This is a genomic window from Cyclobacterium sp. SOCE241 (assembly GCF_056867545.1).
This window is the reverse complement of record NZ_CP149779.1, coordinates 4,831,604-4,843,946: the sequence shown is the minus strand read 5'-3', so window position 1 is coordinate 4,843,946 and position 12,343 is coordinate 4,831,604. Positions and strand designations below refer to the sequence as shown.

The following is a 12,343-nucleotide window of genomic DNA, read 5'->3' as shown; positions in this document are numbered from 1 at the left end:
ATTAGCTAGGGGATTAAAGATAATCCCCCTTTTTAACTTTATTTATCAATTCAGTTGCTTTGTTTGTACTTTCTGCTTTGACGTATTTTTTTCTCCATTTTTATATCCTTTTGTAGTCCGACTATCTTTTTCAAGAATTATTGACAGTAATTTGATTATCCTATTTTGACTGAGATCTTTAAACTCTTTTTTTAGTTCAAAGAACTCGTCAAGCACCAAATATCGGGTTGAACCAGTATATTTCTCCTCCTTAATTAGAATGTTCTCTATTTGTTTTTCATTCTCACTCTCAATTTTCTTTTTAACCTGTTTAATTTTTTTATCTACCCATGTAGCAAAAAAGTCCTCGACTTTCTCTGAACTTTTTCCACTCTTTAATTTTGAAGCCTTACCCATCAAACTTTTGATGGCATATTCCTCCAAGTGTTCATACCCTGTGCCTGAAGGCACTCTGCCCTCAATTTTCGCCTTAAACCATACGTATTCTACCTCTTCTAAAATCCTCAATGCCTCTTGGTAATTTCCTTTATATAGAAAAAAATTCACCTCTTTATCTATTAGGTCAACATTAAAATTAAAAGGGTAATTATTCAAATTTAATTCTCTGTTCATATTAACTAACTTTTAATTCCGACTTTTTCCAATGCTCCAAAAGCTTATAGGCATTCTCCTCAGGAGTTACTTTGATGTAAAGCAAAAGGCTTTTTCAGTCTTATGACCTGTCATTTTCATTAAACTGATTGCGGGAAAACCACTTTTGTAAACGTTGGTGGCAAAAGACCTGCGGGCGGTGTGGGTCGTTACCAGTTCCCATTTCTGTTTATTAGTGTTTATTTTCAAACCTCCTTTTATTCCTTCAACCTCCACACTTACTTTTAGGCTGTCCACTTGGATTGCAATTTCTTTTAGGTAAGCATTCATTTTTTGATTGGCTATGGCCGGGGGTAAACTATTGGGGTACCTGTCTTTGTATTTTGCCATTATTTCTTTTAAAGTCCAATGGATTGGAATAATCACCTTTTCCCCTGTTTTAAAAGTGGTGATTTTTAAAAGGTCCCCTTCAATGTTTTGGGGCTGTATATTGGTGAAATCTGAGAATCTGAGACCAGTCCAACAACCAACTATAAAAAGGTCTCTTACCCGCTCCAAATGTGGCTTACTGCTTAAATCTAGTTCGTAAAGGTCATTTACTTCCTTTTCATTTAGGTAAATGGAAAAGCCGGGTACTTTATGGGCTTTAAATTGCTTAGATTGAAAAAACATGTTGGTATTGTAACCGTTTTCAGTAGCATAGGTTAAAAAGGTTTTGACTACCTGGATATACTTTCCAACATTGTTTAATGAATACCTTTCCTTATTAAGGAAGTTGACAAACTTGGTATAAAAATTTTTGTCTATGGTATCAAAAGTTAGATGATACTTTTTACCAAACAATTCCAACTTGTCATATACTGTATTGTATTTTTGGATTGATCGTTTATCAAACCTTTTTCCGCTTGCTGTAAGCCTTAAACCCTGTTCTGATTCATTTATAAACCTTTTGAATAAACCCATGAATGTGGGCTTATTTTCGGCACCTGTGGAGGTGTCACAGTGGAGGTCTTTTAATTCTTTGTCAAGTTCTGATTTGATTTCCCCGGGTATGGGGCTTCTTTCAAGTCTAAAGGTCAAATCCTCAAAGATCTTATAGGCCGTATCAACAATAAATTTTAGGTTACTGTTAAAAACCTTAGCATTAGGAAAGTCTTTTACTTGCTTTGCAAATTGGGTTTTCTCATTCCAAAAGCTGGATGAATAAATTTCCCGGTTGAATAGATTAGCCGTTTCCCCCATGCCTAATGTACAGGTGAATGGGGGTTTCCTTTTTGCAGATTTATCTTTAAGGTAAAGATTGAATTTCGCCATGAGTACTCACTTTTGATTGGATACTTAAAGTTAGTAAAATATATTTCAGTAGGCTGTACAGTAGGCTATTTTCCTTTATCTAATTGTATTTATTTTAATCTTACTTAATTCGTTGTAAACATATTTACCTGATTTACAGTTATTTTAAATAAAATGAAGCAAAACCAAATCAAGGGGTAATTAGCCCTGTTCCCGCTACTAGAAACCCCTTATACGTCAATTATTTGGGGTTTTCTTTTTTGGGGGACAGTATAATATATCCTCACAAAGTAATTAAAAAATCCTTCTTAGGAACTCCGAGGCCCTGCGTGCAATTTTTAAATTTTAATTAGCTCAAAATCCTCGCTAAGACGCTAAGGCGCAAAGATTTTAAAGATCCTTCTTGGCGGCTCCGCGACTTTGCGTGCAATTTTTACCACCATTTCATTAATAATTCTCGCTAAGGCACTAAGGCGCAAAGGTTGTTTTTTACACACCCTCCTGGGGACTCCGCGACTCTGTGTGCAATTCCTTACCAATATTTTATTAATAAACCTTCTAAGGCGCTAAAGCGCAATGATTTTAAAGATCCTTCTTGGCGACTCTGCGTGCAATTTTTTACCACCATTTCATTAATAATTCTCGCTAAGGCACTAAGCCGCAAAGGTTGTATTTCACACACCCTCTTAGGGACTCCGCGACTCTGTGTGCAATTTTAACGATTATAAATTATTTACCACTCTTGTTACTCCTTCTTTTATTAAGGACTCATTGAAATTAATTAGCAATCCAAGCTTAAGCCCAGTGAGCTTTAAGTAGGTCAACACTTGTTTAAAATGAACTGGTGCAATTGCACTTATGGATTTTATTTCTATCAAAACTAAGTTCTCAACAATCAAGTCCGATCGAAAACCTGGCCCCATTTGGACACCTTTCCAAATTACGGGAATGGTTTGTTGCCGTGAAACAAGTAAGCCTTTCTGACTTAGTTCATAGTACAAAATCTCCTCATAAACTGACTCGAATAAACCCGGGCCAAGCGTCACATGAATCTGATAACAAGTATCTACTATTATTTTGGAAAGTTCGTTTTCGGTCATCTTTTTACGGGTTTGATCCTCGCCATTGCGTCAAGGTTTTGCCCCCCTCTTACAGGCTCCATGTTTCTGCATGCAATTGTTAAAGTTAAATTAACTCAAAATCCTCGCTAAGGCGTTAAGGTTTTTACCCCCTTCTTAGCGACTCTGCGGCTCTGCGTGCAATTTTAAAATTTTAATTAGCTCAAAATCCTCGCTAAGACGCTAAGGCGCAAAGGATTAATACACCCTTCTTTGCGACTCCGCAGCTCTGCCCACAATTTTTATTGTTTATTTATATCTAATTCTTCGCTAAGGCGCAAAGATTTTAAAGATCTTTCTTGGCGGCTCCGCGACTCTGCGTGCAATTTTTAAATTTTAATTAGCTCAAAATCCTCGCTAAGACGCTAAGGCGCAAAGATTTTAAAGATCTTTCTTGGCGGCTCTGCGACTCTGCGTGCAATTTTTTACCACCATTTCATTAATAATTCTCGCTAAGGTGCTAAGCCTCAAAGGTTGTTTTTTACACACCTTCTTGGCGGCTTTGCATGCAATTTTTAATGTTTACCCTTTAAGTTAGCATTTTTTCGAGCTCATTCAAAAAACTTGAGAGGCACCATACCTAGGTTTAAATTAATTCGATCTCCCCCGAGTTATCCAAAGCATATTTTGCTGATTTTTAAATCTTAGCGCATACGAGCCCTATACGCGACTTTATTTTTGGCATGGTATTGGAAAATACATGTTTTTTAACCAAAACTTTATACCCACATTGAATAAAGGATTAGTGAAGATCAATTGAACCAAATAAAGAACTCAACATGGAAACTACTACCAAAGAACAGAAATACAGATTAAAAGACACTTGGTCTTTATTGAAGGCTACTTATAAAGAATGGTCGGATGATGACGCTTTTGGAAATGCCGCTTCTGTAGCCTATTATGCAGTATTTTCATTGCCGGGACTGTTGCTGATAATCGTATCTATTATAGGCCTTTTTATGGATAGGACTGACACTGTCGCTGAAATCACTTCAGGTTTAACAAGTATGATAGGCGCTCAATCTGCAGAAAGTATCGCTGAAATCTTAGTCAACGCAAATATTGCCGATCAATCAGTCTTTATGAGCATAGTGGGTGTAGGTACTATGTTATTTGGAGCTACCGGGCTTTTCGTCCAATTACAAAAATCTTTAAATTCTATTTGGGAAGTCAAAAAAAACGAAAATGCCGGTTTCATAACCTTATTGAAAGACAGGGCAACTTCTCTTGGAATAATCATTGTAATCGGTTTCCTCTTGCTTCTTTCATTGGTGCTGAGTACAGTAATTGCCTCACTGGGAAATTGGCTTACGCGAAATTTCAGTGAAAGCCTATATTTATTGGCATATATAGCCAACATCATATTATCAATAGTTATTATTGCTTTGCTATTTGCTGCGATATTCAAGATTTTGCCTGATGTAAAAATTAAATGGCGAATGGTATGGATAGGTGCTATTTTAACCTCTATTTTATTTACCATAGGTAAAGCCCTTATTGCACTTTATTTAAGTGAGTCGAATCCGGGTGCTACATTTGGTGCCGCAGGAGCCATTATTCTTTTTCTACTGTGGATTTCCTATTCCTGTCTAATTCTCTTTTTCGGTGCGGAATTTACTCAGGTTTTTGGCCGAAGATATGGTTATCAGTTTGAACCATCCAGCCATGCAGTTAGAACTTCTGATTTTGAACAGAAGAAAGATAAACTAAGCAAAAGGGAAAAAGGAGATAAAGAAGTGCTTTGAAAGCAAGGTTATCCGAAAGGAATTTTCACAGATTATTTACAATTCTTGTTAGGTTATTGGTTCTCGCTGAGTCGCTAAGACGCAAAGGTTCTAAAAATACTCCTTTTCTATTTTGTAACATTCTAAAATTCATAATAATATTAACCCTTTTTAAAGAAACCAAATTCATTGCTTTGCGACTCTACGTGAAGTATTTTAATGATATTACTCAGATCTCATTTCTTTGCCGCTCTCCATGTAGTTAATCCTTTAAGTTGACAACTTTTCAAATCAGTCCAAAAGAATAAAACCCGCCCACTTTTCATATATTTACCTGGTAGTCACAAATGACCCAAAGCTGTATAACTTATACCATGAAGTATCTGAGAAGCATTGTCTGTATTGCCCTACTTTTTATTACGCAACACTTAATGGCGCAAGAGCCATGGAAAAACCCAATCCAGAAAGAAGAAAGACTAGGGTCACCCTTAGTGGAAACTTCTCCTTTTGTTTTTCAGGAGAAGTTGTACTTATTGGAAAATAACCAACGGTTTTGGGATATTCCGGGGGCAAAACCTGGGGACAATTTCCATGAGGACGAGGTAAGAATCCGTGACCTGCAAACAAATCAGATCATTTCCACTCCGCTGAAAAACCATGGATTCGGTACAGTATTGGTCTGGGAAGGCAAAGTATATGTTTTTGCAGGGGATTATGGAGAAGGAAAACCCTGGCGAAAAATGACAGAAATCACAATGACCAGCTCTGAGGATCTTGTTAATTGGAGCAAGCCAAAGACCATCCTTCAGGCAAATGACAATGAGTATTTTTTTAACACCGCGGTTACTAGAGGAAAAGATGGCTTTGTACTGCTGTATGAAACCAGTGACAAGCAGTGGAAACCTTTTACCTTTAGGTACATGAACTCTTCGGACCTGGTGCACTGGAAAGAGATTCCGGGTGCGGTTTACGGAGTGGACAAATATGTTGGCGGACCTGCCCTTTATTATGAAGGAGGTTGGTACTATACACTTTATTTGGAATCACTCAATCCGGGCTATGAAACACGTATTACCCGTTCCAAAGACCTTGTCCATTGGGAAGATGCACCAGAAGACAGGCCTTTTGTCACCTTTAATCCGGAACATAAAAACATCCCTTTAATTAATCCTAACATCTCCGAGAACAATGCTTCTGATGTGGAACTCTGCTATTTTCAAGGCAAAACCATCCTTTATTTCACCGGAAGCGATCAAACTACAGCAGGAGATTTACAGCGGGCTACTTACGACGGCACCCCAAGAGAATTGTTCGAGCATTTCTTCAAAGCCGAAGGGCAATCAGATGTGGCACCAAAACACCAAGGAGACTGGTTACCGGTATTGGAAGCAGGCACAGAAGGCAATGGAACAGCCATTTTCTCTACTGAACCATTACGGACTCGCCCCACAGAAAGCCAATTGGCTTATCAGGAAAGACAGTTGGGAGCCTTTATCCATTTTGGGCCTGCCACTTATATAGGCGCTGACATGATGAGTGTCCCCGCTGCGGAAATATTTAATCCCCGCAGACTTGATGCGGATCAATGGGCCCAAACAGCCAAATCTTTTGGCGCCAAACACATCGTATTAACGGCAAAGCACCACAATGGCTTTTGTCTCTGGCCAACGGAAACCACGGATTATTCGGTGAAGAATGCTACCTGGAAAAAGGGTAAAGGAGATGTTGTCAGGGAGTTTGTAGATGCTTGTAGAAAGTATGACCTGAAAATTGGCCTCTATGTCTCCGGTGGAGACAAGCATTTTGGATGTACCAGCACACCCGACCCACAAGGGGAACGGAAAATTGTAGGAGATGTACACAAGTACTTTCCTGTTTTTTTGAGCAGCTCAGAGAGTTGCTGACCAACTATGGGGAGATCTCCTACCTTTGGTTTGATGGTGCTTATGATCCGTTTGGATGGGATGTCATGGATCCAGAAACCCAGCAACCATTGGGTACTGCCTATGGCGACGCGATACACAATATGGTGCGGCTTCTACAACCTAATGCAATTGTAATGGGAGGAACCAAACCGGATGTCCGCTGGTCGGGCAGTGAGCAGGGATGGGCAGCTTATCCCTTGTCAAATACCGTTCAGCCGGGTGAAGGATTTGATAAGTGGGTGGGCCCTCAAAGTGCAGGATGGATTCCTGCCGAAGCCAACCTCCACACCAGATCAACCTGGTTTTGGAAGCCCGATTCAGACAAAACCTTACGTGACCTCCCTTTTATGATGAACGTGTATTCCGAATCCATAGGTCGGGGAGCAAATTTACTGGTAAACATGACACCCGATACCTGCGGTCTGATTCCAGCGGCTGAAGTAAAGCGACTTGAAGAATTTGGAGAAGCCATTGCGCAAACTTTTTCAAATCCCGTGGCCAATTATGACAAACCGGAGAACAATGGCAATCCTATTTTCACCCTGTCAATTCCTGAAAACCAGGCAACCAACCTTATGGTTTTAGAAGAAAACATCGCCAATGGACAACATATCAAGCAGTACAATCTTGAAAGCTTTGACGGGACCAATTGGCAAACAATAGCTGAAGGATTGACCATAGGAAGAAAGCGGATTCACTATTTTGACAAGGTGAAAACTGATAAACTCCGCCTTACTTTAAAAGGCGATAACAGCAAATTAGAATTGAAATCATTTACAGTGTATCAAGCGAATTAACTAAATTTATTTTGTTAAGTCATTAATTTCCAGACAGTAAAATTCTGAAAGGAGCCATTGGTAAGCCTTTTTGATTAAATATGCTAATCGCTGGGTAATCGCCCCAAGCATACCTTAACCATTTGGCTTGTATATTTTCGGGTATTTGAAGGTGAATTTCATTGTCCCTTAGACTAACTGGTACCGGGTAATAATTACCTGAATCGTCCGATATTTCGAAACCCGATTTCGACGCACTTCTATTCAGCACTAACTGTTGACTTTGGTCTTTCACCTTAATTTTCAATTGCTTGCCCTTAATTTCATAACTTTTGAAAAGGGGGCCATCAGCTACAACATCTTTACCATAAACCTTCTTTAATGCCTGAAGCGCGAGGCGATTTCCGAAATCTTGTTTGTTTTTTGGGTGTACATCAAATGGGTCACCGATATCCACTGACACTACCATTCCGGTTGCCGGAAGCTCTAGTGCCTTTTCCTGAGCTTCTCTAAGATGGCTTCTGGTAAAAGTTCTTTCTGTAAAATGATGATTGGCATAAGTTCCGGTATTCTGAACAAACAAAAAAGGCAGTTGATTATTTTGCCATAGGCCCCTCCAATCGCTGATTAACCGTTTGAACATCGCCTCATAGAGTAATGGCCTAGCGGCATCTGCACCCCCTTGATCCCAAATAAAACCTTTGATACCATAAGGTATTATAGGGGCCACCATTCCATTAAACAAGTAGGCAGGTCTATTCACAAAGGTAGGCAAGGCTTCAGGAATAACTTCAGTATTCTCAAGAACCCTCCATTCTCCAACTAAGGACAATACTACTTCTTCACGTTCATTGTTAAGAGAAAATGGTTCTTCAGGATTGTCATAAACGCCCCCATTTCCCCAGGGGCTGGCCACTCTTATTGTGATCGTATTCTTTCCTGCATTCACCAAACTATCGGGCACTAAAGCTTTTACTGGGGAAGGATACTGAAAATAGCCGAGAGATGCTCCGTTCCAATAGACATGACTCTGTCGATTAAGAAATCCCAAATGCAAAATCAAATAACTATTTAATGAAGTTTTATCAAGAAAAACCTCTTTTTGAAACCAAGTGACATGGTCAAGCTTCAAATTCTCATCAGGTAGGTTAATTTTCTTCCATTCAAGTGCCGGCCCCTTCCCTGATAAAACGTTTGACATTACCTCAACATTGGGGTAACTTATGGTATTGCGCCTGAGTTTATGGTTGGCAATAGAGGTAGAGATTTTTCTTCCCAGGTTGAAGTCTCATAATTGTCCGGCGTGGGCATTAATTGCAGAGAATCCTTGAAATCCTCAAGTGCTGCCTGATTGGTCCAGGTACGAATGGATGTTCCTCCCCAGGAGCTATGAATGACACCTATCGGGACCCTCAATTCATCGTGCAATTGCTTAGCAAAAAACCATGCAGATGCTGAAAATCCTGCCAGTGAGGTTGCATTGGCTTTCTCCCATTTACCTTCAGACAAATCATTTAGAGGTACCGGTGACGGAAAAATGGGGACAGAAAATAAACGTATGCCATCAACCTCAGCTTCTTCCAATACTTGCTCTGCATTCAGTATTGAGGACTGAGGAATCCATTCCCATCCCGAAACAGCATGTTCCATATTGGATTGCCCGGAGGCAAACCAAACATCACCAATCAGAACATCAGTGAATTGGAGTTTTTTTTTGAATCCTGCACCAAAAGCTTGAAGGGTCCTCCGGCAGTCAATGGTGACAAAACTACATTCCAACGACCATTTTGACCTATTTCAGTTTTTACGATTTCGTCCTTCAATTGAACACTTACCTTCTCGCCTGGTATCCCCGTTCCCCATACTGGAATGGGTTGATTGCGCTGTAAAACCATATGATCTGAAAACATCTTAGCAGCACTTAATTCCTGAGAGGCGGCTACAGGCAAAACAGTCGTAATGGTAACAGGTCCTAAAATTCCCGAAGGAATCAGTGGCGCATTTTCCCAGGTAACCCTAAAATTAGGCATACCCTTAATAACCGTATTATTAACATGGGTTTGAGTATAATCTTTCCCTGTAATTGCATCACCCGTCAATCTATTGGACCAAGTATTGGCTACTTCTATTTTTAGTGTATTAATCCCGGGCTTTATAGCTTCTGTCACATCAAATCGATAAGGCTTTGACCATGTTATCCCCAATGGTTTATCATTCAGCCAAACTTCAGCAACATGAGAAAGGTCTCCTAAATCCAGGTAGATTTTTGCCTCAGGATACTCAGAAGCATGCATTTCATGGATAAAATTCTTTTCATAGCGGGCAGTCCCTGAAAAATATTTGATCCCCTCATTTTCAGATTCCGTCCAGGATTTTAACTCTGGGAAAATAGCTTTATCAGGAGCACCCCAGCCTTCAGGAAAATAGATCTCCCAGGCTCCCTCAAGGGCTTTTACATTTGGAAAATTGTTAAGAATTAAAGTATCCTCACCATGTCCCAAACCAAATTCACCTTCCTCCCAGAACTCAATGCCCTGATCACTGTAGCGAACTTTAGGGGGATGAATACCTCCATGGGCTATTTTTGTGAAATGAACTGGTTTAATTCCAGGTTTAAAAACGACAAATGCACTTTCATGCGGAGCGAGGGAGAGTGGAAGCGAAATTCCCTCTGCTGTTTCCTCATAAATAGGAATAGGACTTATGTTGCCATTTTCAGGATTCCATAACTCAGGAACTTTCCCTTCTTGCCGAAAGATCAAATCTCTGGACAACCATTCTCCAGTGGTATTGACAATAAAATAAAAATCCATATCACCTTTTTGGTAATGGGTGTAATCAAGTGTATAAAACCCATTGTCTTTGTAACTAAAGTCAGGACTGACATCTAATGCTTTGAGAATTTCTCCAACTGATACATTATAATAAATGGCTTTACTTCCTGGTTTGAAAGATTGCTTGCTAAAAGGTTTCCATAAATTATCCAGCCATCCATTCATGTTAGGTAGCTCCTTCATGTTTCTTTCCGGAGCGATCCTATTAGGCTTGGGTCCAGTAATAATGGCGCCACTGCTCGCCATTTGTTCCAGCTTTGACAACACTTTTGGATTAATCTCATGTTCTTTAGTCAAGGCCAATGCCTTAAATTCAGCACCATTCCTGGGGTTTATAATTTTTCCATTTTTTACCTCGAGACCAAAAAGTATTTCAGTATTCAATAATTCAAAATCATAACCCTCTCCGGGATTAAAGCGGCTTCGCTTGTGACCCCCGTAATTCGGAATCGTGTCTCCATAATAATACAAAACATCCGCTTGGAAATCAGCCTCCTGCAAAACATAAGAAATCCTTGCCAGGTAGTCATTAAAAGGTCGGACTTTCTTCCACCATACCCTTTTGTCATTGTAATGCGTGCCAGCATGGTATACGATGCCTGGGTTACCTGTCCCTTTGGGATTATGAGTAGATCCATGGACTACCACCCTGTTCATGCCCTCTGCGAAGGCCCTGTCCCCCATTGGTTTCATTTCATAGGGACCTTCCTGCCACTGTTGAAAAGTGGTAAATGCTTCCATCTCCACCATTCCCACCCCATAAATATTGGAGGCAGAAGATACTTCCTTCACAACTCTCAACACATCCATCCCTTCTTCACTAAAATTATGATGATTGATCCAAAACTCTCCTCTGGGAATATCCAGTCCTTTACCCAAGGCCTTTAAAGGTTCCACAGGAACATCATGCAAGGGATAACCGGGTCCTCCGGCTTCACTGTTGTTTTTTAATCCATGGGCATTGCAGATCTCTTTGGATTTCATGTAGAAGTTCTTGATCATCAATTCTGACAATGTCCTTTGGAAACCAGCTCTGAAAGCAGCGGTAGCCTCTTGAGAAAGGGAAACTTCCCCAAATAAAATAGGTAAGAATTTCTTTATATCATAGCCATTCAATTCCTGGAACTCCTGTGGTAAAGTAGGTGTCCAATTGAATCCCCTGGCTTCATAACTGGCCATGTAAAGGTTTTTCAAAGACGTCTTACGCAAATCCCCCAGTTTCGACTCCAAACGATCAATAATATAGTTGAAATGAAAGGCTGTTGCGTCAGCATCAAAATGATCTACAATTGGGCCCGCAGAATACTTGCTTGGTAGCACCAAATTTTCACCGGAATTGGAACTGACATAACGTACAATTTTCCAATCTCCTTCAGGCACATCCCAATTCAATACTTCTTTATTGGCATCAAAATAAATAGAAACATCCTTTATAAGACTGGTGTCTATTGCTGCGTTTTCACCGACAAGAGGAATAGCCAAAACCGCTATTTCTTCCGAATACACCGGCTTCCCATCTTTGCCATAAGCTATGATTCGAGTTCTACCTCTTGGATCTTTCTCTGGAATTTCAGGGAAAGGCAATTTGATTTTCTCCTTCCCTCCGCCGGAGACATTAACCTTGCGCTGGTAAATGGATTTAGCAGCATGTTTTGGTGTAAGCCAATTGCCACCTGCATTCCAGCTACTCGCAGTGTTTAACCCGACTTCCATGCCATATTTACCGGCTTCCTCCACGGCAACTTTTATCGTCTCAAGGGATGCTTCACCCAAAAATTCCGGACCAGCACCTACAAATACCGTGTCCCTGGAACCTATTTCAAATATGGTAAATCCTGCTATTCCTGCCTTATCGAAAGAGAGTATTTCCTCTTTTAACCTAACAGTATCCACATCACCACCCAACCACCAATGGTAAACAGTAGGCTTGGCAGTATTTGGTGGTTGCAGAAAATTTTGTCGCATCTGTTTGTAAATTGCACTCTCCTGAGCGTGCAGCCCAAAAGTAAATAGGCTACATAGTCCGGCAATTAAACAAAAGTAATAAGTTGTTAACTTCATGGTTTATGGCTTAATGTTAAT

At 40.1% G+C, this 12,343-nt stretch carries 9 protein-coding genes; 3 read left to right on the top strand and 6 right to left on the bottom strand.

The genetic code is table 11. The features are described from left to right. Window positions 1-45 precede the first annotated feature (45 nt). From WG932_RS24590 to WG932_RS24580, 3 genes are all read right to left on the bottom strand, one after another. The gene (locus WG932_RS24590) at window positions 46-612 is read right to left on the bottom strand and encodes a hypothetical protein (RefSeq protein WP_483085744.1); all 567 of its coding nucleotides are present in this window, start codon (window positions 610-612) and stop codon (window positions 46-48) included. Between the two features lie 66 nt (window positions 613-678). Then, the gene (locus WG932_RS24585) at window positions 679-1,905 is read right to left on the bottom strand and encodes a tyrosine-type recombinase/integrase (protein ID WP_483085743.1); all 1,227 of its coding nucleotides are present in this window, start codon (window positions 1,903-1,905) and stop codon (window positions 679-681) included. Between the two features lie 701 nt (window positions 1,906-2,606). After that, window positions 2,607-2,984 (bottom strand): GxxExxY protein, encoded by a 378-nt coding sequence (locus WG932_RS24580; protein ID WP_014020389.1) that lies wholly within the window; start codon window positions 2,982-2,984, stop codon window positions 2,607-2,609. Window positions 2,985-3,781: 797 nt separating this feature from the next. Between WG932_RS24580 and WG932_RS24575 the strand changes: the two genes are divergently transcribed. From WG932_RS24575 to WG932_RS24565, 3 genes are all read left to right on the top strand, one after another. Continuing rightward, the gene (locus WG932_RS24575; protein WP_014020388.1) at window positions 3,782-4,747 is read left to right on the top strand and encodes a YihY/virulence factor BrkB family protein; all 966 of its coding nucleotides are present in this window, start codon (window positions 3,782-3,784) and stop codon (window positions 4,745-4,747) included. Between the two features lie 353 nt (window positions 4,748-5,100). Continuing rightward, window positions 5,101-6,630, top strand: a complete 1,530-nt coding sequence (locus WG932_RS24570; protein WP_483085742.1) for an alpha-L-fucosidase — start codon at window positions 5,101-5,103, stop codon at window positions 6,628-6,630. Then, the gene (locus tag WG932_RS24565) at window positions 6,534-7,448 is read left to right on the top strand and encodes an alpha-L-fucosidase (RefSeq protein ID WP_483085741.1); all 915 of its coding nucleotides are present in this window, start codon (window positions 6,534-6,536) and stop codon (window positions 7,446-7,448) included. The genes WG932_RS24570 and WG932_RS24565 overlap by 97 nt, the downstream gene beginning before the upstream one ends. A 22-nt stretch (window positions 7,449-7,470) precedes the next feature. Here WG932_RS24565 and WG932_RS24560 read toward each other — a convergent pair whose 3' ends face one another. The 3 genes from WG932_RS24560 to WG932_RS24550 are packed head-to-tail and all read right to left on the bottom strand — an operon-like array spanning window position 7,471 to window position 12,322. Beyond that, the gene (locus WG932_RS24560; RefSeq protein WP_483085740.1) at window positions 7,471-8,628 is read right to left on the bottom strand and encodes a sialate O-acetylesterase; all 1,158 of its coding nucleotides are present in this window, start codon (window positions 8,626-8,628) and stop codon (window positions 7,471-7,473) included. Between the two features lie 20 nt (window positions 8,629-8,648). Beyond that, window positions 8,649-9,077: a hypothetical protein gene (locus tag WG932_RS24555; RefSeq protein ID WP_483085739.1), complete on the bottom strand. Its 429-nt coding sequence runs from the start codon at window positions 9,075-9,077 to the stop codon at window positions 8,649-8,651. Window positions 9,078-9,112: 35 nt separating this feature from the next. Beyond that, window positions 9,113-12,322 carry a glycosyl hydrolase gene (locus tag WG932_RS24550; protein ID WP_483085738.1) on the bottom strand — a complete coding sequence of 1,070 codons (3,210 nt, stop codon included), beginning with the start codon at window positions 12,320-12,322 and terminating at the stop codon, window positions 9,113-9,115. Between the last annotated feature and the right edge of the window lie 21 nt (window positions 12,323-12,343).

Bases quoted from the DNA above. Each gene is read 5' to 3' on its own strand.
- WG932_RS24590 (WP_483085744.1), bottom strand. From the start codon at position 612: ATGAACAGAGAATTAAATTTGAATAATTACCCTTTTAATTTTAATGTT.
- WG932_RS24585 (WP_483085743.1), bottom strand. From the start codon at position 1,905: ATGGCGAAATTCAATCTTTACCTTAAAGATAAATCTGCAAAAAGGAAA.
- WG932_RS24580 (WP_014020389.1), bottom strand. From the start codon at position 2,984: ATGACCGAAAACGAACTTTCCAAAATAATAGTAGATACTTGTTATCAG.
- WG932_RS24575 (WP_014020388.1), top strand. From the start codon at position 3,782: ATGGAAACTACTACCAAAGAACAGAAATACAGATTAAAAGACACTTGG.
- WG932_RS24570 (WP_483085742.1), top strand. From the start codon at position 5,101: ATGAAGTATCTGAGAAGCATTGTCTGTATTGCCCTACTTTTTATTACG.
- WG932_RS24565 (WP_483085741.1), top strand. From the start codon at position 6,534: ATGTACCAGCACACCCGACCCACAAGGGGAACGGAAAATTGTAGGAGA.
- WG932_RS24560 (WP_483085740.1), bottom strand. From the start codon at position 8,628: ATGTCAAACGTTTTATCAGGGAAGGGGCCGGCACTTGAATGGAAGAAA.
- WG932_RS24555 (WP_483085739.1), bottom strand. From the start codon at position 9,077: ATGGAACATGCTGTTTCGGGATGGGAATGGATTCCTCAGTCCTCAATA.
- WG932_RS24550 (WP_483085738.1), bottom strand. From the start codon at position 12,322: ATGAAGTTAACAACTTATTACTTTTGTTTAATTGCCGGACTATGTAGC.